Origin of the sequence: Enterobacter sp. Acro-832, from assembly GCF_011752745.1 — a bacterium.
GTDB lineage: Bacteria > Pseudomonadota > Gammaproteobacteria > Enterobacterales > Enterobacteriaceae > Enterobacter > Enterobacter quasiroggenkampii.
Window position 1 is genome coordinate 1 of the sequence record NZ_VWWX01000004.1, and the last position, 22,261, is coordinate 22,261.

A 22,261-nucleotide genomic window follows, 5' to 3' on the forward strand; every position below is an offset into this window, starting at 1 on the left:
AACTTCGTAATGAATTACGCATGTTCACTCAGAGACTTGGTATTCATTTATTGTCCGAAGACATTAAGAATCCATGTCACTTTGAGTGCCCACACAGATTGTCTGATAAATTGTTAAAGAGCAGTGCAACGCGGCTTTCGCTCACCGTTGCGAGGTGGCGTATATTACGCTTTCCTCTTTCAGAGTCAACCCGTTATTTCAGGATTTTTTCTCTTCAACCGACCGCGTTATCTGTGAAGTGATTCACATCCGCCGTGTCGATGGAGGCGCATTATAGGGGGCCGCCGAGGAATGACAAGCGGAAAAATGCATTTTTATTTCAACCGCTCATCTTTTCACCAGAAAGGCTATTTTTGGTGCTTTTTAATCTCTTTTGGCAGCTCGGCCAGACTATTAATTACCCAATCCGCCGCATTCTCAGCTTCTGCCGTCACAGGCTTCCCGGTGCGCACTAATATTTTGGTCCCTACACCTGCTGCTGCAGCTGCCTGCATATCTTCCAGTTTATCGCCCACCATATAAGAAGCCGCCATATCAATGTGCAGGAACTCCTGCGCAGAGATGAACATTCCCGGATGCGGCTTACGGCAATCACAGGTCTGACGATATTCTTCTACGGTTCCCTGTGGGTGATGCGGACAATAGTAGATGCCATCGAGATCCACACCGCGATCGGCCAGTGACCAGTCCATCCATTCCGTCAGCGTCTCAAACTGCGCTTCGGTAAATTTACCGCGTGCAATACCGGACTGGTTCGTCACCACCACCAGCGCATAGCCCATCTCTTTCAGCTGGCGCATGGCATCTATTACGCCCTCGATAAACTCGAACTCATCAATCTCATGGACATAACCGTGATCCACATTAATAGTGCCGTCACGATCGAGGAAAATTGCGGGTACTGATTTTGCCACCGGTTTGCTCCTGAAAAAGGCATGTTCGACTAGTATCTCATGAATCGCAGCGCAATAAAGTGCTCATCGTACAGAGTTGGATTGATTTAGACGTCTGGATGCCTTAACATCCGTTTTGTTTACGGTCATCACCCGTATCTGGCAGAAGAAAATGCCACGGCTAACTTACATACGATAAAAATAATCTAATGATTAAACTTTCCAATATCACCAAAGTGTTCCAGCAGGGGAACCGAACCATTCAGGCGCTGAACAACGTCAGCCTGCATGTTCCTGCTGGTCAAATTTATGGCGTCATTGGCGCATCGGGTGCAGGTAAAAGCACGCTGATCCGTTGTGTTAACCTGCTTGAGCGCCCAACCCAGGGCAGCGTAGAAGTTGGCGGCCAGGAACTTACCGCCCTTTCAGAGAAAGAACTCACCAAAGCGCGTCGTCAGATTGGCATGATTTTCCAGCACTTTAACCTGCTGGCCTCCCGCACCGTGTTCGGCAACGTTGCCTTACCGCTTGAGCTGGATAACACGCCGAAAGAAGAAGTGAAGCGTCGCGTCACCGAGCTGCTCGACCTCGTGGGTCTGGGCGATAAACATGATAGCTACCCGGCAAATCTGTCCGGTGGGCAAAAACAACGTGTGGCCATTGCCCGCGCGCTGGCAAGCAATCCTAAGGTACTGCTGTGCGATGAAGCCACCAGCGCACTGGATCCGGCAACCACGCGTTCTATTCTGGAACTGCTGAAGGACATTAATCGTCGCCTGGGCCTGACGATCCTTCTTATTACGCACGAGATGGACGTGGTGAAACGCATCTGTGACTGCGTGGCGGTCATCAGCAACGGTGAACTGATCGAGCAGGACACGGTAAGTGAAGTATTCTCGCATCCGAAAACCCCGCTGGCGCAGCAGTTCATCCAGTCCACGCTGCATCTGGATATTCCGGAAGACTATCTGGAGCGTTTGAAAACCGAACCCGCTGCTGACAGCGTCCCGATGCTGCGCATGGAGTTCACCGGTCAGTCCGTTGATGCCCCCCTGCTTTCCGAAACCGCACGTCGCTTTAACGTGAACAACAACATCATCAGCGCGCAGATGGATTACGCCGGTGGCGTTAAGTTCGGCATCATGCTGACAGAAATGCACGGCACACAAGAAGAAACCCAGGCAGCCATTGCCTGGCTGCAAGAACATCACGTAAAAGTAGAGGTACTGGGTTATGTCTGAGCCGATGATGTGGCTGCTGGTTCGCGGCGTTTGGGAAACGCTGGCAATGACCTTTGTCTCTGGCTTCTTTGGTTTTGTGATTGGCCTGCCGGTCGGCGTGTTGCTGTACGTAACGCGTCCGGGTCAAATCATTGAGAACGCGAAGCTGTACCGTACGCTCTCTGCGCTGGTGAACATCTTCCGTTCTATCCCCTTCATTATTCTGCTGGTGTGGATGATTCCGTTTACCCGCGTGATCGTCGGAACGTCTATCGGTCTGCAGGCAGCGATCGTTCCGCTGACCGTTGGCGCTGCGCCGTTTATCGCCCGTATGGTGGAAAACGCCCTGCTGGAAATCCCAACCGGTTTGATCGAAGCTTCCCGTGCGATGGGTGCCACACCGATGCAGATCGTCCGCAAGGTTCTGCTGCCGGAGGCACTGCCAGGGCTGGTGAATGCGGCAACCATTACGCTTATCACCCTGGTCGGTTATTCGGCGATGGGCGGTGCCGTAGGCGCGGGCGGTTTAGGTCAGATTGGTTACCAGTACGGCTATATTGGATATAACGCGACCGTGATGAATACCGTTCTGGTATTGCTGGTTGTTCTGGTTTACTTAATCCAGTTCTCTGGCGATCGCATCGTCCGGGCTGTTACGCATAAATAACGTTACACACAACACAAACTCTACGAGTTAAGGATAAAACATGGCGTTTAAATTAAAGACCTTCGCAGCAGTAGGCGCGCTGATCGGCTCTCTGGCACTGGTGGGTTGCGGTCAGGACGAAAAGGATCCAAACCACATTAAAGTGGGCGTTATCGTAGGTGCAGAACAGCAGGTTGCGGAAGTTGCTCAGAAAGTGGCAAAAGAGAAGTATGGCCTGGACGTGGAGCTGGTGACCTTCAACGATTACGTTCTGCCGAACGAAGCGCTGAGCAAAGGCGATATCGACGCGAACGCCTTCCAGCATAAGCCATACCTGGACCAGCAGATCAAAGATCGTGGTTATAAACTGGTGGGTGTCGGTAACACCTTCGTTTATCCGATTGCCGGTTACTCTAAGAAAATTAAATCACTGGACGAACTGCAGCCGGGCTCTCAGGTTGCCGTGCCTAACGACCCAACTAACCTTGGTCGTTCCCTGCTGCTGCTGCAGAAAGTGGGCCTGATCAAACTGAAAGACGGTGTTGGCCTGCTGCCAACCGTTCTGGACGTCACCGAGAACCCGAAAAATCTGAAAATCGTTGAACTGGAAGCACCGCAGCTGCCACGTTCTCTGGACGATGCGCAGATTGCTCTGGCCGTTATCAACACCACGTACGCAAGCCAGATTGGCCTGACGCCAGCCAAAGACGGTATCTTCGTTGAAGATAAAGACTCCCCGTACGTTAACCTGATCGTGACTCGCGAAGACAACAAGGACGCGGAAAACGTGAAGAAATTCGTTCAGGCCTATCAGTCAGACGAAGTTTACCAGGAAGCCAACAAAGTGTTTAACGGCGGCGCTGTTAAAGGCTGGTAATCTCACCTCAGTGTAATATCATCAGGACGGGCTTATGCCCGTCTTGTCATTTGTGCAGTCAACTGATTCAATATCTGACGTTTTGATTATCCATTGAGGAAATATTATGCGTGCTTTACCGATCTGTCTTTTAGCACTCATGCTGAGCGGCTGTTCTATGCTAAGCAGATCTCCCGTTGAACCTGTTCAAAGCACGGCAACCCCGCCAAAGACCGAGCCTGCGAAACCGAAAGTGGTTCGCCCTGCGCCGGTTCGCATTATCACGAAAGCGGACGAACTCGTCGGTAAACCGTTCCGTGAACTGGGCGAAGTGAGCGGCGAATCCTGTCAAGCGACCAATCAGGACTCACCACCGAATATTCCGACTGCGCGTAAACGCATGCAGATTAATGCCGCAAAAATGAAAGCTAACGCGGTCCTGCTGCACAGCTGTGAAGTCACCAGCGGCACGCCGGGCTGCTACCGTCAGGCGGTGTGCATCGGTTCTGCGCTGAACATCACGGCGAAATGAGTGCATTTCAGTTCGAGCAGATAGGCGTTATCCACTCTCCTTATAAAGAGAAGTTCGCCGTCCCCCGCCAGCCCGGTCTTGTCACCAGCGGACGCGGTGAGCTTCACCTGATTGCGCCTTACAATCAGGCCGATGCGGTACGCGGGCTCGAGGCGTTCAGCCATCTGTGGGTGGTGTTCGTGTTTCACCAGACGATGGAAGGCGGCTGGCGTCCTACCGTGCGTCCTCCTCGTCTTGGCGGCAATGCGAGAATGGGGGTGTTTGCGACGCGCTCGACCTTTCGTCCAAACCCGGTTGGCATGTCGCTGGTTGAACTGAAAGGCATACGCTGCCAGAAAGATCGGGTGATACTCGAGTTAGGTAGCCTGGACCTGGTCGACGGCACGCCGGTGATCGACATCAAACCCTATTTGCCCTTCGCCGAAGCCCTTCCGGACGCGCGTGCAAGCTATGCCCAGGACGCACCACAGGCGGATATGCCGGTGTATTTTACCCCTGAGCTCGCCTCGCTGCTCGGTCAACTGGAGAAACGCTATCCTCGCTTACGGGATTTCATCACCGAAGTGCTGGCACAGGACCCGCGTCCGGCCTACCGTAAAGAAGAGGAAGCGGGAAAAACGTACGCCGTCTGGCTGCTGGATTTTAACGTTCGCTGGCGCGTCACCGGGGCAGGTTTTGAAGTGTTTGCCCTGGAACCCAGGTAATTTTGTTCTCCTCTCTTTTGGCATCTTTGCCACACTGGTAAACTAAACCACTTTTTTTGTGTCAGGCTGGTGTTTCAGCCTGTTCCAATCGTCGAAATGGAACCGTAACAACATGCGTACTAGCCAATATCTGCTCTCCACTCTGAAGGAGACGCCTGCCGACGCCGAAGTGATCAGCCATCAGCTGATGCTGCGCGCCGGGATGATCCGCAAGCTGGCCTCCGGGTTATACACCTGGCTGCCGACCGGCGTGCGCGTCCTGAAAAAAGTCGAAAACATCGTGCGTGAAGAGATGAACAACGCCGGTGCTATCGAGGTGTCCATGCCTGTGGTTCAGCCCGCTGACCTGTGGCAGGAGAGTGGCCGTTGGGAACAATATGGCCCTGAACTGCTGCGCTTCGTCGATCGCGGCGAGCGTCCGTTCGTTCTCGGCCCAACGCATGAAGAAGTCATTACCGACCTGATTCGTAATGAGCTGAGCTCTTACAAACAGCTGCCGCTGAACTTCTTCCAGATCCAGACCAAGTTCCGTGACGAAGTTCGCCCACGTTTCGGCGTCATGCGCTCTCGCGAATTCCTGATGAAAGATGCCTACTCTTTCCATACCTCTCAGGAATCCCTGCAAGAGACGTACGACGCAATGTACGCGGCATACAGCAAAATCTTCTCCCGCATGGGTCTGGATTTCCGCGCGGTGCAGGCTGATACCGGCTCCATCGGCGGTAGCGCATCCCATGAGTTCCAGGTTCTGGCGCAGAGCGGTGAAGACGATGTGATCTTCTCTGACTCCTCTGATTACGCCGCGAACATCGAATTTGCAGAAGCGCTGGCACCAAAAGAACCGCGTGCTGCGGCAACGCAAGAGATGACGCTGGTTGATACGCCAAACGCGAAAACCATTGCCGAGCTGGTTGAGCAGTTCAATCTGCCGATCGAAAAAACCGTTAAGACCCTGCTGGTGAAATCCACCGAAGGGAGCGCTTACCCGCTGGTTGCCCTGCTGGTGCGTGGCGATCACGAGCTGAACGAAGTGAAAGCCGAGAAGCTGCCGCAGGTCGCCAGCCCGCTGACGTTCGCCACGGAAGCGGAAATCCGCGCCGTGGTCAATGCTGGGCCAGGTTCACTGGGTCCGGTGAATATGCCGGTGCCTGTTGTTATTGACCGCACGGTAGCCGCGATGAGCGACTTCTCCGCTGGTGCGAACATCGACGGTAAACACTACTTCGGCATCAACTGGGATCGCGACGTGGCGACGCCGGAAGTGGCTGACATCCGTAACGTGGTCGCAGGCGACCCAAGCCCGGACGGTCAGGGTACCCTGATGATCAAGCGCGGTATCGAAGTGGGTCACATCTTCCAGCTGGGCGATAAATACTCGCGCGCGCTGAACGCCGCCGTTCAGGGTGAAGATGGTCGTAACCAGATCCTGACCATGGGTTGCTACGGTATCGGGGTGACGCGCGTGGTAGCTGCGGCGATTGAGCAGAACTACGACGAGCGCGGCATCGTCTGGCCGGACAACATCGCACCGTTCCAGGTCGCTATTCTGCCAATGAACATGCACAAGTCTTACCGCGTGCAGGAGCTGGCCGAGAAGCTGTACGCCGAGCTGCGTGCGCAGGGTATCGAAGTGCTGATGGATGACCGTAAAGAACGTCCGGGCGTGATGTTTGCCGATATGGAACTGATCGGTATCCCACACACCGTCGTGATCGGCGACCGTAACCTCGATAGCGACGAGATTGAATACAAATACCGTCGTAGTGGCGAAAAACAGATGATCAAGACCGGCGACATTCTTGATTACCTGGTGAAAGCCATCAAAGGCTAAACAAAAAAACCCCGCTCAGGCGGGGTTTTTTAATGGCGCTACGTCAGCTTATTTGCTGTTACAGTCTTTGCCCGCAATAAATTTCGCGTCTTTATCCGCCACCAGCGTTTTCACCATCTCTCCGCTATCCGGGTTTGGCTCCAGCGTAAAGTGACCGTCCACCGTCAGCAATATCGGCTTGCTGTCATTGCCGCGCGCCACAGCGTAATCACGCTCAAGCTGGGCATTGTTTGCCACGCTGACCTTCTTGCCAGTTGCGCAGTCGGTAAAGATCGCCGCATCTGCCATATAGAAGTACATCCCGCGCATTGCCATCGGCGTCGCGGGCAGAGCCGCTTTCACCGGCGCCAGCGTGTAGTTGAACTGGGATTCAATAGGATTACCTTCGCGGTCGAGCATCTCCATGCTGTCACCTTTAGGGCGGAACCAGGTTTTCTCGCCGGAGGTATCGGTGAGGACAAGCTTCTCCGCCGTACGCGCCCATGTTCCATAAGTCGCAAAAGAAGAAGGCTCTTTCCCGCCCTGATAGCGCTGGTTCATCACCCAGGTGCCGTCTTTTTGCAGGAACAGGGACGTTTCAATGCCTTCACAGTCCGCGCAAGGCAATACGCCGCGCCAGCTCTGCTGCATTGGTTTTAATTCTTCCGTTTGCGTGGGTTGCAAAACCTGCGTTTCTGAACGGTTGTTACACCCGAAAAGCGCAAACAGCGTACTCACTGCCAGCGCTGACCATAATGCTTTTTTCACAATGAATTCCTTATGAAATTTGTGTTCCCTTTCGTCACTCTGTCGGGCGACGAACTTTACCGCGTAATGCTTTCACTGTGGATTTTTGGGCCTTCGAGGACAGCCGACGCTCTTTCGATGCGCGGGTTGGCCGCGTTGCCCGGCGGCTTTTTTGTACTGCCGTTAATTCTTTGATGACCGCCACCAGCCTGGCGATGGCCGCTTCCCGGTTGAGCTCCTGGCTGCGGTATTCCTGAGCTTTGATCACCATCACGCCATCGCTGGTGATGAGGTGATGGCTGGCAGCAAGCAGACTTTCTTTATAATACTCTGGCAGGCTTGAGGCCCGAATGTCAAAACGCAAATGGATAGCCGTTGAGGCCTTGTTGACGTGCTGTCCACCGGCCCCCTGAGCACGGATGGCGGTGATCTCCAGCTCGTTGTCCGGAATGCTGACGTTTCGGGACAAGACGATCATGAGGCCGGTTGCCACGCCGTTAAATGAATTTCCAGATTATTCTGAGAATCAGAAAGCCAGATTGCACCGTCCTGAATCGTCGCCTGCAACACCATGGTCCGGCTGGCAAAGTCGCTCAGCTGCGCCAGTTGCTCATCATCCAGATACCAGACGGTGAGATTTTTAAACTGTCCGCACTTGCTCTTGTTTTGCTGCCACCAAATCTCTGCAGCACGCTGATTATACGCGAATAAGGCCACTTCAGCGGACTGGGTGCAGGCCTTCTTAATTCTGCGCTCGTCCGGCAGTCCGAGTTCGATCCACAAATCGATACCCAGATGATCGTTGCGCAGCCAGGCTTCAGGCTCGTCTTCTGCGCTTAACCCACGGGTAAACTGCAGACGCTCGTCAGCGTATTTAATCCACGCCAGCAGGCGCAGCATCATGCGCTCCTGGGTTTCGGAGGGGTGGCGTGCCAGCGTCAGCGAGGCGTCCAGGAACTGGTTGCGATCAAGATCGGCCACATTGACCACTGCTTTATAGATTGTCGCTTTCAGCGCCATGAGAGAACTCCATTCGAATCAGGCGCACATTGTAGCGAAAACCGCGGCAAAAGGCTGTCACGGGGTAATAAATACACCGCTATCAAGGCGCTGATATTGCTTAAATGAGTATGGTATAGTCACCTTGCTAAACCGAGTTTATCTTCGTAGGCTTAATGATATCTCACAGTAAGTCAGTGCGCTGACGGGAGGGGATGTGAATAATTATTGTGAGTTAATTCGCAAACGGTATGCGGAAATCGCCAGCGGAGATCTGGGGTATGTCCCGGACGCGTTGGGCTGTGTATTGAAAGTGCTTAATGAAGTGGCCTCTGATGAGAGCCTTTCAGAGTCGGTCAGGGAAAAAGCAGCGTATGCTGCGGCGAATTTACTGGTGAGCGATTATGTCGATGAATGATACTTATCAACCCATCAATTGTGATGACTATGACAACCTCGAACTCGCCTGCCAGCATCATTTATTACTGACGCTGGAGCTAAAAGATGGCGAAGTGTTGAAGGCGAAAGCCAACGATCTGGTTTCACGTAAGAACGTGGAATACCTGATAGTGGAAGATGCCGGTGCGACGCGTGAGCTGCGTCTGGATAAAATAGCCAGCTTCAGCCACCCGCAAATCGGCACCGTCGTGGTGAGCGAATCCTGATGACACTAACGGGCAGCCAGGCTGCCCGTTACGCTTTCTGCCACTCAAACCTGACACCCTCTTCCGCCCATCCCGCTTCCGTGATGAAAACCCCTGCCGCAGCAATCAACGTTTCACCATAGAACAGCAGCGGCGTGGTGTCGCGCAGCCACGGCGGCACATTGCACTCCTGCCAGATTTTCTTCAGCTTGCGGCCCCCGTTGCGCCCGACAATATGCAGCATGCCGCCAGCCTTAAAGCGTACCGTTACCGGTTCACCGGGCTTCGGCGGCCGCACATGACCAGACGGTATGAGGGAGATACGTCCAGCCTCAGCGGGCAATATCAGCGGAAGCTCAGGAGAAAGCCAGTCGAGCACCACATCCGTCAGGCAGGGCGTTGATTTTACCCACCAGAGTTCCCCTTTATAGCGTCTTACGTCAAAACCGTTCAGATGGACGCGCGGGGAAGCATCATCCCGCGCCAGGGCAACCTCGTCCCAGATACGGCTCAGCATCGCCCGCGACGGCATCGCAGCGTGATGAGAGGCCAGCCAGCGTCGTAGCAGCGCGGCGCGACGTACCGGGCTCATCGCTGTCAGCGGTGCAATCGCCAGCGCACCGTCTTTAGAAATCAGTTCAGCCAGCTCGTCACTCAACAGCTCATCCAGCAGCGTTTCCTGTTCGGCGCACAGCATAGCGCTTCTTGCCGTCGCGTCGGCAAAATGCGGCCAGCGCTCGCTCAATAGCGGGAGTACGCGCAGACGCAGAAAGTTACGATCATACCCTTCATCCTGGTTACTCTCATCTTCAATCCAGCTCAGCTGATGTTCTCGCGCCCAGGCTTCAAGCGAGGCGCGCGTCTCGCCAAGCAGCGGACGCAATAACGTTGTGCCGGCAAATGCCGAACGCGCTGGCATGGCAGAAAGCCCCGCCGGTCCGCTTCCCCGCTTAAGCGCCAGCAGAAAGGTTTCACACTGATCGTCCAGATGCTGGGCCGTGACCAGCGCTTCTCCAGCATGTAATGCCCCGGCAAACGCGGCATAGCGGGCTTTACGCGCCTGCGCCTCGATGCCCAGCCCTTCCTCTACCAGCGTGACGCGCTCGACGAGGAGCGGGATCGCCCATGCCGCACACAAGGCTTCGCAGTGCGCCACCCACTCCTCTGCGTGAGGACTTAATCCGTGATGAATATGTATCGCCCGCAGCTGGACGTCAGGCTCCCGATCGCGCCAGCACTTAAGACGATGAAGCAGAACGGTGGAATCCAGGCCACCGCTAAACCCCACCAGCAGCTGGCGGTACGGTGAAACGGCGTGTGCGATAGCGGGTAAGGTCATAGGGAATTACACATAAAAAATGCCCGAACTGAGCGGGCATTATCACACAGGACGAAGATTACTGCTGATAAAGCTCCAGCGGCAGGCCGTCCGGGTCGTTGAAAAAGGTAAAGCGCTTGTCGGTGAACGGATCGACGCGGATCGCTTCACACGTCACGCCGTGCGCTTCCAGATGTTTTACTGCGCTATCCAGGTCATCGACGCTGAAGGCGAGATGGCGCAGGCCGCAGGCTTCCGGACGGGACGGACGCGCAGGCGGAAAAGGAAAAGAGAACAGTTCAATCACATACTGCCCGTTTAACGCCAGATCGCCCTTCCAGGAGTCGCGCTCCTCGCGGTACGCCTCGCTCAACAGCGTAAAGCCGAGAATGTCGCAGTAGAAGGCCTTACTCTTCGCGTAATCGGTCGCAATGATCGCAATATGATGAACCTGTTTTAAACCCAGCATAGCTTCTCCTTTTTATGATGCCTGAACGTTACAACCGAAAACCCGCACCTTGCAAGCGGTCACCTTTATTTTAGGACTCGCACCCAGTACACGCCCTGCTCATCGCGCTTCGCACCGTGGATATCGGTCTCAAAGCCCGGATAATGGCGTCCGACAGAGCAGAGCATCAACAAGAAATCGAGCACCGCCCGACTCTCTTCGGTAATCATCTCTCCTGGCATCAGGAGCGGTACGCCCGGCGGGTAAGGCAGGATCATGTTGGCCGATACGCGTCCAACCAGATTTTCCAGCTCGACGGTTTCGACCTCCCCCCTAACCTGGCGCTGCCACGCCTTGTGCGGGGTAAACTTCATCTCCGGCAACACATCAAACGCCTGAAGCATCAGACGCGGCAGATCGTGCTGACGGATCAGCCTGTGGATCCCCTGGGCCAGATCCTGAATGCGCATATTACGGTAGAAGTCGGGATCCTCCGCATAGAGATCCGGCAGCATGTTCTTTACCCGCAGGTTGAGATCGTAGGCGCGCTTGAACTCCATCAGACCGCGCAACAGCCCCATCGCCCGGGTTTTATCGATCCCGATACTGAACAGGAACAGCAGGTTATAGGGCCCGGTCTTCTCCACCACCACGCCACGTTCATCAAGGAATTTCGCGACCAGCGCGGCCGGAATACCTTCCTCGCTCATCTTTCCCTGCTCATCCATGCCTGGCGTCAGGATCGTCACTTTTACCGGGTCGAGGAACATATGGTCGCTATCGGCATCCCGGAAGCCATGCCAGTCTTCGCCGGGCGAGACGGGCCAGCACTCCGCCTCATCAATCTCTTCCGGCTGCCAGATATCAAAGAACCAGCCGTCGGCTTCCTCTTTCAGCCGCTGAACCTCTTTGCGGAAATGCAGCGCGCGCTCCACCGAACGGTTGATGAGACGTTTGCCCGGATTGCCACGCAGCATCGCCGCGGCCGTTTCGATAGACGCCACCAGCGGATAGCTCGGTGAGGTGGTGGTATGCATCATAAAGGCTTCGTTAAAGGTCTCTTCGTCGTACTCGCCTTTGATATGAATCAGCGAAGCCTGGGAAAACGCCGCCAGCATTTTGTGCGTCGACTGCGTTTCGAAGAACACTTTACCCGGCACGCGCTCACCGCTCATGCCGCTCTTACCCGCGTAAATCGGGTGGAAATTGGTGTACGGTACCCATGCGGAATCGAAGTGGATCGACGGCACGTCCAGCGTCTTTTTGATCCAGTTCGTGTTGTACAGCAGACCGTCATAGGTCGAGTTGGTGATCACCGCATGGACAGGCCAGCTTGCACCGGGCACTGCCGCGACCTTGCTTTCAATGGCTTCATGCATGAACTCCCGGCGCGGAATACCACCAAGAATACCGAGCGCGTTACGCGTGGGTGACAGCCAGAGCGGTACGACGTCGCTCATCATCAGCAGGTGCGCCAGCGATTTATGGCAGTTACGGTCAATCAGCAGGGTGCTGCCCGCAGGCGCGGCGTACATCCCGACGATTTTGTTCGAGGTCGAGGTGCCGTTGGTCACCATATAGCTCTGCTCGGCCCCAAAGGTGCGGGCGATATACTCTTCAGCTTCCAGATGCGGGCCGGTATGATCCAGCAGCGAGCCTAATTCGGTGACTGAAATGGACACGTCCGCTTTCAGCGTGTTGCCACCAAAGAAATCATAGAACAGGCAGCCGACCGGGCTTTTTTGGTAGGCCGTCCCCGCCATATGGCCCGGCGTACAGAAGGTATATTTCCCCTCTTTCACGTAGGTAAAGAGCGCCCGGGTAAACGGTGGCGTAATGTTATCGAGATATTCATTCGTGTATTGCTGAATTCGGGTCGCAATGTCTTCCGCCACGCCGAGTGAATATTCAAAGAACCACAGCGCCATACGCATATCATTGGCGCTGACGTCCATGGTTGAGTGGGTATTGATAAAGGCGTACAGCGGGAGATATTCGTTCAGCTTGTTGATATCGCTGCACAGTTCGAGGTCATATTCATCCCAGTCGAAGATCACGCCGCAGATACGCGGGTTATGCTCGATGAACTTCAGCAGATCGGCGCTGTTGTGCGGCCAGATTAGCTGATACCCGCGCGACTGCAGGGCTTGCTCCAGCTCCTTAATCGGCTCATCTTTATAAAAGACGCCGTGTGGCCCCATAACGGCAATGATATTCATGGGCTTCCTCCTTAAAAAACATTAGCTAAGCATAGTCCGGCTAAACCGCAGGTATAAAAAAAGCCGCAACATTGTGCGGCTTTTCAGATAATTGTGAAGCTTACGCGTAGCCGTAAGTCATCAGACGCTGGTAACGGCGGTTGAGCAGATCTTCTTTGCTCAGCACGTCCAGGTCTGCCAGATCGGCCAGCAGCTGCGCTTTCAGGGACGCGGCCATCACTTCCGGCTTACGATGTGCACCACCCAGCGGTTCCGGGATGATGGAATCGATCAGCTTAAGCTCTTTCAGACGTGGCGCAATGATGCCCATCGCTTCGGCAGCCAGAGGTGCTTTGTCGGCACTTTTCCACAGAATGGACGCACAGCCTTCCGGGGAGATAACGGAATAGGTGCTGTACTGCAGCATATTCACTTTATCGCCCACGCCAATCGCCAGCGCGCCACCGGAACCCCCTTCACCGATAACGGTACAGATGACCGGCACCTTCAGACGAGACATCTCGCGCAGGTTGCGCGCGATGGCTTCAGACTGGCCGCGCTCTTCCGCGCCCACGCCAGGGTAGGCACCCGGGGTGTCGATGAAGGTGATGATAGGCATATTAAAACGCTCAGCCATCTCCATCAGACGCAGGGCTTTACGGTAGCCTTCTGGGGCTGGCATACCGAAGTTACGACGGATTTTCTCTTTGGTTTCACGACCTTTCTGATGACCAATGATCATCACCGGGCGTCCGTCCAGACGCGCGATGCCGCCAACGATAGCTTTGTCGTCAGCGTATGCGCGATCGCCTGCCAGTTCGTCAAATTCGTCAAACGCCAGGCGGACATAATCCAGGGTGTACGGACGCTGTGGATGGCGAGCCAGCTGGGCCACCTGCCATGCGCCGAGATCGGCAAAGATTTTGCGCGTCAGCTCTACGCTTTTCTCGCGCAGACGATGCACTTCTTCGTCGATGTTAATATCCAGTTTTTCATCCTGACGGCTTACCGCTGTCAGAGAATCGATTTTCGCTTCCAGCTCAGCAATCGGCTGTTCGAAATCAAGGAAATTCAGACTCATAGTATTCCTGTATTAGTCAAACTCCAGTTCCACCTGCTCCGAACCAATGAGGCCACGGAGATCGTTCAGTAAACGATCGCTCGGAGAGACACGCCACGTTGCACCAAAGCGCAACCGCGCACGTGCATCCGCCCTCTGATAGTAGAGATGTACTGGAATTGTCCCCGAGCGGTGGGGTTCCAGAGACTGACGGAGTCGGTTTAAAAGCTGGTCATCAATTTGCCTGTCCGTCAGCGAGATAGCAAGCCCGCGAGCATATTTTTCCCGGGCTTCGTCAATGTCCATCACTTCGCGGGCGGTCATTTTAAGCCCCCCACTGAAGTCATCAAAGCTGACCTGTCCGCTGACGATAAGTATGCGGTCTTTTTCCAGCAATTGCTGGTATTTATCCAGCGCGTCGGTGAACAGCATCACCTCCAGACGCCCGGAACGGTCATCCAACGTACAGATGCCGATACGATTGCCGCGCTTGGTGACCATAACCCTTGCAGCAATCACGAGCCCCGCAGCCGTGGTGATTTTACCACGTTCTGTCGGATGCATGTCTTTTAGCCTGTGGCCGCCGACATAGCGCTCAATTTCTTTAATGTACTGGTTGATCGGGTGACCCGTCAGGTACAAGCCTAACGTTTCACGCTCGCCGTCCAGCACCACCTGTTCTGGCCACGGCTGGCAGTTGGAATACGACTGTTCAATCTGCTCCGGCTCTTCCGCCAGCACCCCGAACATATCCGCCTGGCCAATGGCTTCCGCTTTCGCGTGCTGATCCGCCGCTTTCAGGGCGTCGCCCAGCGAGTTCATTAGCGCGGCGCGGTGCGGCCCCAGCCTGTCGAACGCGCCGGACATGATCAGTTTTTCCAGCACGCGGCGGTTCAGTTTTTTGGTATCGGTACGGGCGCAAAGATCGAACAGTTCGCGGAAATAGCCGCCGTTGTTGCGCGCTTCGATGATCGCCTCGATCGGCCCCTCACCTACGCCCTTGATCGCGCCAATCCCGTAAACGATCTCCCCGTCGTCATTAACGTGGAAATGGTAAAGACCCGAGTTGATATCCGGCGGCAGGATCTTCAGCCCCATGCGCCAGCACTCATCCACCAGCCCCACCACCTTCTCGGTGTTGTCCATATCCGCGGTCATTACCGCAGCCATAAACTCAGCAGGATAGTGCGCCTTCAGCCACAGCGTTTGATACGACACCAAAGCATAGGCGGCGGAGTGGGATTTGTTAAATCCGTACCCGGCGAATTTCTCCACCAGGTCGAAAATTTTCATCGCCAGTTCGCCGTCAACGCCGTTTTTCTTCGCACCGTCTTCAAAGATGGAGCGCTGCTTGGCCATCTCTTCCGGCTTTTTCTTACCCATCGCACGACGCAGCATGTCCGCGCCGCCGAGGGTATAGCCGGAAAGCACCTGGGCGATCTGCATCACCTGTTCCTGGTACAGGATGATGCCGTAGGTGGGCTCCAGCACCGGCTTCAGGCTTTCGTGCTGCCACTGAACGTCCGGGTAGGAAATCTCTTCGCGCCCGTGCTTACGGTCGATAAAGTTATCTACCATCCCTGACTGCAGCGGGCCCGGACGGAACAGGGCAACCAGTGCGATCATATCTTCGAAGCAGTCGGGCTGCAGACGCTTAATCAGATCTTTCATGCCGCGGGATTCAAGCTGGAAGACGGCGGTAGTCTCCGAGCGCTGCAGCATATCGAAACTTTTCTTGTCATCCAGCGGGATGGCCGCGATATCCAATGGCGGCTCGCCATTCTTCTCGCGACGGGCGTTGATCATCTCCAGCGCCCAGTTAATGATGGTCAACGTACGCAGACCAAGGAAGTCGAACTTCACCAGCCCGGCGTATTCTACGTCGTTCTTGTCAAACTGGGTAACCGGGTGTTGGCCCGCTTCATCGCAGTAAAGTGGTGCAAAATCCGTAATTTTAGTCGGGGCGATAACCACGCCCCCTGCATGCTTACCGGCGTTACGCGTGACGCCTTCCAGCTTGCGCGCCATGTCGATCAGCGCTTTGACTTCTTCGTCCGCTTCGTAGATTTCCGGCAGCTGCGGTTCAGCCTCAAAAGCTTTTGCCAGCGTCATGCCCGGATCGGGCGGCACCAGTTTAGAGATGCGATCGACAAACCCGTACGGGTGGCCCAGCACGCGGCCCACGTCACGGATAACCGCTTTCGCCGCCATCGTACCGAAGGTAATGATCTGCGATACCGCGTCACGGCCGTACATATCGGCCACGTGCTCGATCACCTGATCGCGTTTCTCCATGCAGAAGTCGACGTCGAAGTCGGGCATCGAGACACGTTCCGGGTTGAGGAAACGTTCGAACAGCAGGTCGAATTCCAGCGGATCGAGGTCGGTGATTTTCAGCGCATACGCCACCAGCGAACCTGCACCGGAGCCACGCCCCGGCCCGACTGGAACACCGTTATCCTTCGACCACTGGATAAACTCCATAACGATCAGGAAGTAGCCCGGGAAGCCCATCTGGTTGATCACCTGGAGTTCAATATCCAGGCGTTCGTCATACTCAGGGCGACGCTTTTTGCGCTCTTCTTCATCCGGGAACAAGAATTCCAGACGCTCTTCCAGACCTTCTTTTGATTTCGCGACCAGGAAATCTTCCGTGGTCATGTCTCCCGTCGGGAACTGCGGCAGGAAGTATTCGCCGAGGCGGACGGTGACGTTGCAGCGCTTGGCAATCTCTACGCTGTTTTCCAGCGCTTCGGGGATATCAGAGAAGAGTTCACACATCTCCTCCTCGCTGCGCATGTACTGTTGTGCAGAGTAATTACGCGGTCGCTTCGGATCGTCGAGGGTGAAACCATCATGGATCGCCACGCGAATCTCATGCGCGTCGAAATCACCCGCCTCAAGGAACCGCACGTCGTTGGTGGCCACCACGGGCAACCCGCGCTCTTCTGCGAGCGCCACCGCGGCATGAAGATAGCTCTCTTCATCCTGACGGCCGGTACGGATCAACTCCAGGTAATAACGATTCGGGAAATATTCTTCATAGAACGAGACGCATTGATCCACCAGCGCACTATTGCCGCGCAGCAGACATTTGCCGACGTCACCCATACGGCCACCCGAGATCAGCAGTAGCCCTTCGTTCAGCTCGGCCAGCCAGTCACGGTCGATCCACGGCCCCAGCGCACCATAGCCGCGCTGATAGGCTTTTGAGATAAGCAGAGTGAGGTTTTGATAACCCGTGTTGTTCATCGCCAGCACGGAAATTTGCGTCATTTCATCGCCGATGAGATCGCTCTGCACATGAAAATCTGCACCGACGATGGGCTTCATCCCCGCGCCGTGCGCCGTTCCGTAGAACTTCACCAGGCCACACAGGTTGGTAAAATCGGTGATCGCCAGCGCGGGCATGCCAAGGGAGGCCGCCTTTTTAACCAGCGGCCCGGTCTTCGCCAGCCCATCGATCATGGAGTAGTCGCTATGCACCCGCAGGTGTACGAAACGTGGTTCAGCCATCTTCAGATTCCGCGTTACTTAATTGCTTGCGTAATGATTCAGGACACCCGTCCCAGGGCGCGTTTCACCGGGCCAAAACTGCGCCGATGGTGTTCGGTTGCGCCATGTTCAGCCAGCCTCTCCAGGTGGAAAGGTGTGGGATATCCCTTATGCTGGGCGAAACCATACTGAGGGTAAGTGAGGTCCAGCGCGGCCATTTCGGCGTCGCGTGTCACTTTGGCAATAATAGAAGCTGCGCTAATTTCTGCGACCCGGCTATCGCCTTTGACCACTGCCATTGAAGGCATGGGCAATGCCGGACAGCGGTTGCCGTCAATCAGGACATATTCAGGGGCGATTTTCAGCCCCGCTACCGCACGCTGCATCGCCAGCATCGTGGCGTGCAAAATATTCAGCTCGTCTATCTCATGCGGCTCAGCGCGCCCGAGGCTCCAGGCCAGCGCTTTCTCCTGAATCTCACTAAACAGCGCCAGCCGGCGCTTTTCAGACAATTTTTTAGAGTCGTTCAGCCCGACGATCGGCCGAGCCGGATCGAGGATCACCGCAGCGGTCACCACGGCTCCGACTAACGGACCACGACCCACTTCATCCACGCCCGCCACAAGGTGGGTGTGAGGATAAACAAATTCCATCATTTTGCTAACTCCAGCACCGCATCGGCCGCTTGCTCATCAGCATGACAGCGGATCAGTTGATGCAGTTCGCGGAAGGTATCGTGCATCTGGTGGCTGGTTTTACCGTTGGCCAGCAGCGGCAGCAGCGCCTCCGCAAGCGCCTGCGGCTGGCACTCATCCTGCAGCAGCTCTTTCACCAGCTCGCGCCCGGCAAGCAGGTTTGGCAGGGAGACATAATCCGTTTTCACCAGACGTTTTGCCAGCCAGAAGGTAAACGGCTTCATGCGATAACCGACCACCATTGGGCATTTCGCCAGCATACATTCCAGCGCCGCCGTGCCGGAGGCCAGCAGTGCGGCATCGCTCGCATACATTGCTTCCCGCCCCTGCCCGTCCAGAAGACGGACGTGAAGATCCGGGGCGACGTCTGCTTTGATGCGCTCAAACTGCTCGCGGCGTTTGGCATTCACCAGCGGCACGACCACTTCGAGATCGGGGTACGTCTGGCGGAGAATTTGCGCTGTCTTGAGGAAATCAGCGCTCAGCATCTCCACTTCTGCGCCACGGCTGCCCGGCAGCAAGGCCAGACAGTGCACATCATGGGGAATGCCCAGCACGTCGCGCGCCGCGTTTTTATCCGGATCCAGTGGCATTGCATCCGCCATGGTATGACCGATAAAACGGCACGGAACATTAAATCTGTCGTAAAACGCTTTTTCGAAAGGCAGGAAAGCCAGCACCAGATGGGTGGACCGTCCGATTTTGAAAACGCGTTTCTGTCGCCACGCCCAGACGGACGGACTAACGTAGTGAATGGTTTTAATACCCTGCTTTTTCAGGTTCCCTTCGAGGGTAATATTGAAATCAGGTGCATCGATACCGACAAACACATCGGGTTTGAGTTCGGTAAAGCGGCGGGTGAGATCGGCACGAATGTGCAGCAAACGGCGCAGCCGTCCCAGCACCTCAACGATACCCATCACGGCCAGCTCTTCCATTTCGTACCAGGCTTCACAGCCTTCGGCCTGCATCAGCGGGCCAGCAACGCCGACAAAGCGAGCATTGGGTACACGCGCCTTAAGCGCACGGATGAGACCTGCACCAAGAATATCGCCGGAGGTTTCTCCGGCGACCAGGGCTATCGTAAGCGGACGACTGTCGACCATTAACGAATCAGACCCCTTGTTGAACGGTCAAAGAACTCCATGAACGCGTCCACTTCCGGGTGCTTTTTCGCCAGTTCGGCAATTTCCGGCTTCGCCTCTTCCAGCGTTTTACCGCTGCGGTACAGCAATTTGTACGCGTTGCGGATGGCAGTAATCGCTTCGCGACTAAAGCCACGACGCTTGAGGCCTTCGATGTTCACACCAAACGGCGTGGCATGGTTGCCCTGCGCAATCACATACGGTGGGACGTCCTGCGCCACACCGGAGCATCCACCGACCATCACGTGCGCACCAATGATGCAGAACTGATGGACTGCGGTCATGCCGCCAATGATGGCGAAGTCATCAACCGATACGTGTCCTGCCAGCGTGGCGTTGTTGGCAAGAATACAGCGGTCACCCACGGTACAGTCGTGCGCGATATGCGCATTCACCATAAACAGGTTATCGCTGCCCACCTTCGTCAACCCACCACCCTGTACTGTTCCACGATGAATGGTGACGCTTTCGCGAATACGGTTACGATCGCCAATTTCCAGACGGGTCGACTCACCAGCATATTTCAGATCCTGGTTAACTTCGCCGATGGAGGCGAACTGATAGATCTCATTATTGCTGCCAATGGTCGTGTGACCATTCACGACAACGTGAGATTTCAGTACTGTACCCTCACCAATTTCGACATGGGGTCCAACAATACAAAACGGGCCAATGTGGACGTTAGCACCAATGATGGCACCGGTTTCCACAATCGCGGTAGGATGAATAAAGGCGGATTTATCAATCACGTATCAGGACTCCCGGCTACGAGCACACATCATCGTCGCTTCGCAAACAACTTTGCCGTCAACCAGCGCTACGCCTTTGAAGCGAGTCAGGCCACGACGCGTTTTTTCAAAAGTGACTTCCATGATCATCTGATCACCAGGCACGACAGGGCGCTTAAAGCGCGCTTCATCAATACCCGCGAAGTAATACAGCTCACCTGGCTCCAGTTTACCGACGCTTTTGAACGCCAGAATACCGGTAGCCTGAGCCATCGCTTCCAGAATCAACACACCCGGGAAGATAGGCTTACCAGGGAAGTGCCCCTGGAAGAACGGCTCGTTCACGGAAACATTTTTCACTGCGCGCAGAAAACGACCTTCTTCAAAATCCAGCACACGGTCTACCAACAGAAACGGGTAGCGGTGCGGCAGAAGTTCTAAAATCTCTTCAATATGCAGAGTATGAGTGTCAGTAGTCAAAATACTCTTCCTGTCAAAATGTACTGATAACAATAATAACACGGCCTGCCGGTTTATTAGAAAGCCGACAGGCCGGGAAAAATAGCGTTCAACGGATGACGCTTAGTCTTGTTGATCGATCTTACGCTCAAGGGACTTGAGGCGCTTGCTCATATCATCAATGTTCATCACCAGAGCTGCTGTTTTACGCCATACCTTGTTGGGCTGAAGCGGAATGCCGGAGGAATAGACGCCAGGTTCAGTGATAGGACGCATTACCATGCCCATTCCCGTCACGGTCACCTTGTCGCAAATTTCCATATGGCCATTAATCACGCTCGCACCGCCAATCATGCAATAACGGCCAATTTTCAGGCTGCCTGCCATGATGACGCCACCTGCAACCGCGGTATTGTCGCCAATCACAACGTTATGCGCAATCTGGCACTGGTTATCGATGATAACACCATTGCCAATGATCGTGTCGTCAAGCGCGCCACGGTCAATGGTGGTACAGGCGCCGATCTCCACGCGATCGCCAATAATGACGCGACCAAGCTGCGGGATCTTCACCCAGTTACCGCGATCGTTAGCGTAACCAAAGCCATCAGAACCAATCACGGTGCTGGACTGGACGAGGCAGTTTTCGCCAATTTCCACGTCATGATAAACGGACACATTGGCCCACAAACGGGTCCCCGCGCCGATTTTCGTATTTTTCCCAACGAAGCAGCCTGGGCCAATGACGACGTTATCGCCCAGCACAACGCCGGATTCGATAACCGCATTCGCCCCAACGGCGACGTTGTTACCCAGCCTGGCCGTCTCATCAATCGCTGCGCTGGCAGCAATGTTCTGGGCCGGTTGCGGCGTGGTATCAAGAATTTGAGCCATGCGTGCATACGTCAGGTAGGGGTTTTTCACTACCAGCGCGCTTACAGTGGCAAATGGAAGATCGTCCTGCGTCAGAACAACAGCTGACGCCTGGCATTGAGCCAGTTGCTCACGGTACTTAGGGCTTACCATGAAGGTAATCGTGCCAGCTTTAGCAGATTGCATGGACGCAACAGCGGTGATGACGATATCGCCATCACCGTGTAATTCTGCATCCAACTGCTGAGCTAAATCAGCCAGTCGAATTGAAGGCATTACTTATTTAACCTGTTTCAGAACATCAGCAGTGATGTCTTTAACATCTTTGCTGTTGAAAGCAACGGCGTTCGCATCAACAACCAGATCGATGCTCTGATCGGCAGCCACTGCTTTAACAGCGGTCTGAATGCGAGTCACCAGCTTGCCGCGTTCTTCGTTAGAACGACGCTGACGATCCTGCTCGAAAGCCTGCGCTTTCTGGGAGAACGTCTGGCGCTGAGCCATTACGTCTTTTTCCAGCTTGCTGCGGTCGCTTGCTTTCATGGTAGAACCATCACGCTGCAGACGCTGCATTTTGGACTGAAGATCGTTTTCCATACCCTGCAGTTCGCTTGCACGGCCTTTGAATTCGTTTTCCAGAGTCGCAGAAACACCTGTTTTCTGTGCAACCTGCTGGAACAAATTACCCATGTTGACGATTGCAATTTTGTCTGCTGCCTGAGCAGAAGTTGCCATCGCTAAACCGAGACCTGCAGCTAATAACCACTTTTTCACAATTAACTCCTTACCAT

At 54.9% G+C, this 22,261-nt stretch carries 23 protein-coding genes; 8 read left to right on the forward strand and 15 right to left on the reverse strand.

Going from position 1 to position 22,261, the window contains the following annotated elements:
• Positions 1-347: 347 nt before the first annotated feature.
• Positions 348-914: a D-glycero-beta-D-manno-heptose 1,7-bisphosphate 7-phosphatase gene (gene gmhB, locus F3J31_RS14855; RefSeq protein WP_167213918.1), complete on the reverse strand. Its 567-nt coding sequence runs from the start codon at positions 912-914 to the stop codon at positions 348-350.
• A gap of 188 nt (positions 915-1,102) precedes the next feature.
• On the opposite strand from gmhB, the gene metN reads away from it, so the two are divergent.
• From metN to proS, 6 genes are all read left to right on the forward strand, one after another.
• On the forward strand, positions 1,103-2,134 hold the full coding sequence (gene metN, locus F3J31_RS14860; protein ID WP_023310475.1) for a methionine ABC transporter ATP-binding protein MetN: 1,032 nt from the start codon (positions 1,103-1,105) through the stop codon (positions 2,132-2,134).
• Complete coding sequence (locus F3J31_RS14865; RefSeq protein ID WP_003856130.1) at positions 2,127-2,780, forward strand: methionine ABC transporter permease MetI; 654 nt, start codon at positions 2,127-2,129, stop codon at positions 2,778-2,780. Before metN ends, F3J31_RS14865 begins: the two co-directional genes overlap by 8 nt.
• Before the next feature lie 40 nt (positions 2,781-2,820).
• Positions 2,821-3,636 (forward strand): methionine ABC transporter substrate-binding lipoprotein MetQ, encoded by an 816-nt coding sequence (gene metQ / locus F3J31_RS14870; protein WP_014168729.1) that lies wholly within the window; start codon positions 2,821-2,823, stop codon positions 3,634-3,636.
• 106 nt (positions 3,637-3,742) lie between these two features.
• Positions 3,743-4,147 (forward strand): Rcs stress response system protein RcsF, encoded by a 405-nt coding sequence (gene rcsF / locus F3J31_RS14875; RefSeq protein WP_008501883.1) that lies wholly within the window; start codon positions 3,743-3,745, stop codon positions 4,145-4,147.
• Positions 4,144-4,851, forward strand: a complete 708-nt coding sequence (tsaA, locus tag F3J31_RS14880; protein ID WP_167213921.1) for a tRNA (N6-threonylcarbamoyladenosine(37)-N6)-methyltransferase TrmO — start codon at positions 4,144-4,146, stop codon at positions 4,849-4,851. The genes rcsF and tsaA overlap by 4 nt, the downstream gene beginning before the upstream one ends.
• A 112-nt stretch (positions 4,852-4,963) precedes the next feature.
• Positions 4,964-6,682 (forward strand): proline--tRNA ligase, encoded by a 1,719-nt coding sequence (gene proS, locus F3J31_RS14885; protein ID WP_048028425.1) that lies wholly within the window; start codon positions 4,964-4,966, stop codon positions 6,680-6,682.
• Between the two features lie 48 nt (positions 6,683-6,730).
• On the opposite strand, the gene nlpE is transcribed toward proS, so the two are convergent.
• From nlpE to F3J31_RS14900, 3 genes are read right to left on the reverse strand one after another with little or no spacing between them, the layout of a single operon-like run.
• Positions 6,731-7,429, reverse strand: coding sequence for an envelope stress response activation lipoprotein NlpE (gene nlpE, locus F3J31_RS14890; protein ID WP_048028427.1), 699 nt, complete (start codon positions 7,427-7,429; stop codon positions 6,731-6,733).
• A gap of 34 nt (positions 7,430-7,463) precedes the next feature.
• A complete protein-coding gene (arfB, locus tag F3J31_RS14895) occupies positions 7,464-7,886 on the reverse strand; it encodes an alternative ribosome rescue aminoacyl-tRNA hydrolase ArfB (RefSeq protein ID WP_028018285.1) in 423 nt (140 codons plus the stop codon).
• On the reverse strand, positions 7,883-8,428 hold the full coding sequence (locus tag F3J31_RS14900) for a YaeQ family protein (protein ID WP_021240481.1): 546 nt from the start codon (positions 8,426-8,428) through the stop codon (positions 7,883-7,885). Before F3J31_RS14900 ends, arfB begins: the two co-directional genes overlap by 4 nt.
• A 196-nt stretch (positions 8,429-8,624) precedes the next feature.
• On the opposite strand from F3J31_RS14900, the gene F3J31_RS14905 reads away from it, so the two are divergent.
• Together F3J31_RS14905 and rof are read left to right on the forward strand one after the other, a co-directional pair.
• A complete protein-coding gene (locus F3J31_RS14905) occupies positions 8,625-8,825 on the forward strand; it encodes a YaeP family protein (protein ID WP_008501889.1) in 201 nt (66 codons plus the stop codon).
• Entirely contained in the window at positions 8,812-9,072 is a 261-nt protein-coding gene (rof, locus tag F3J31_RS14910; RefSeq protein WP_024907532.1) for a Rho-binding antiterminator, read from the forward strand. The genes F3J31_RS14905 and rof overlap by 14 nt, the downstream gene beginning before the upstream one ends.
• Before the next feature lie 28 nt (positions 9,073-9,100).
• Here the strand turns inward: rof and tilS are convergent, their stop codons facing one another.
• The 11 genes from tilS to skp form a co-directional block, all read right to left on the reverse strand.
• A complete protein-coding gene (tilS, locus tag F3J31_RS14915; RefSeq protein WP_167213925.1) occupies positions 9,101-10,390 on the reverse strand; it encodes a tRNA lysidine(34) synthetase TilS in 1,290 nt (429 codons plus the stop codon).
• Positions 10,391-10,448: 58 nt separating this feature from the next.
• Positions 10,449-10,838 carry a VOC family protein gene (locus F3J31_RS14920; protein WP_023293230.1) on the reverse strand — a complete coding sequence of 130 codons (390 nt, stop codon included), beginning with the start codon at positions 10,836-10,838 and terminating at the stop codon, positions 10,449-10,451.
• A 65-nt stretch (positions 10,839-10,903) separates the two neighbouring features.
• Positions 10,904-13,036, reverse strand: a complete 2,133-nt coding sequence (locus F3J31_RS14925) for a lysine decarboxylase LdcC (protein ID WP_167213928.1) — start codon at positions 13,034-13,036, stop codon at positions 10,904-10,906.
• Between the two features lie 100 nt (positions 13,037-13,136).
• On the reverse strand, positions 13,137-14,096 hold the full coding sequence (accA, locus tag F3J31_RS14930) for an acetyl-CoA carboxylase carboxyl transferase subunit alpha (RefSeq protein WP_008501895.1): 960 nt from the start codon (positions 14,094-14,096) through the stop codon (positions 13,137-13,139).
• Positions 14,097-14,108: 12 nt separating this feature from the next.
• Positions 14,109-17,591: a DNA polymerase III subunit alpha gene (gene dnaE, locus F3J31_RS14935; protein WP_045355195.1), complete on the reverse strand. Its 3,483-nt coding sequence runs from the start codon at positions 17,589-17,591 to the stop codon at positions 14,109-14,111.
• A 38-nt stretch (positions 17,592-17,629) separates the two neighbouring features.
• The gene (gene rnhB / locus F3J31_RS14940) at positions 17,630-18,226 is read right to left on the reverse strand and encodes a ribonuclease HII (protein ID WP_045907841.1); all 597 of its coding nucleotides are present in this window, start codon (positions 18,224-18,226) and stop codon (positions 17,630-17,632) included.
• Positions 18,223-19,371: a lipid-A-disaccharide synthase gene (gene lpxB, locus F3J31_RS14945; RefSeq protein ID WP_045907840.1), complete on the reverse strand. Its 1,149-nt coding sequence runs from the start codon at positions 19,369-19,371 to the stop codon at positions 18,223-18,225. The genes rnhB and lpxB overlap by 4 nt, the downstream gene beginning before the upstream one ends.
• On the reverse strand, positions 19,371-20,159 hold the full coding sequence (lpxA, locus tag F3J31_RS14950; RefSeq protein WP_167213931.1) for an acyl-ACP--UDP-N-acetylglucosamine O-acyltransferase: 789 nt from the start codon (positions 20,157-20,159) through the stop codon (positions 19,371-19,373). Before lpxA ends, lpxB begins: the two co-directional genes overlap by 1 nt.
• 3 nt (positions 20,160-20,162) lie before the next feature.
• Positions 20,163-20,618 carry a 3-hydroxyacyl-ACP dehydratase FabZ gene (gene fabZ / locus F3J31_RS14955; RefSeq protein ID WP_010426706.1) on the reverse strand — a complete coding sequence of 152 codons (456 nt, stop codon included), beginning with the start codon at positions 20,616-20,618 and terminating at the stop codon, positions 20,163-20,165.
• A gap of 102 nt (positions 20,619-20,720) precedes the next feature.
• Positions 20,721-21,746, reverse strand: a complete 1,026-nt coding sequence (lpxD, locus tag F3J31_RS14960; protein ID WP_023345460.1) for a UDP-3-O-(3-hydroxymyristoyl)glucosamine N-acyltransferase — start codon at positions 21,744-21,746, stop codon at positions 20,721-20,723.
• 3 nt (positions 21,747-21,749) lie between these two features.
• Positions 21,750-22,244 (reverse strand): molecular chaperone Skp, encoded by a 495-nt coding sequence (gene skp / locus F3J31_RS14965; protein WP_045907838.1) that lies wholly within the window; start codon positions 22,242-22,244, stop codon positions 21,750-21,752.
• Positions 22,245-22,261 lie beyond the last annotated feature (17 nt).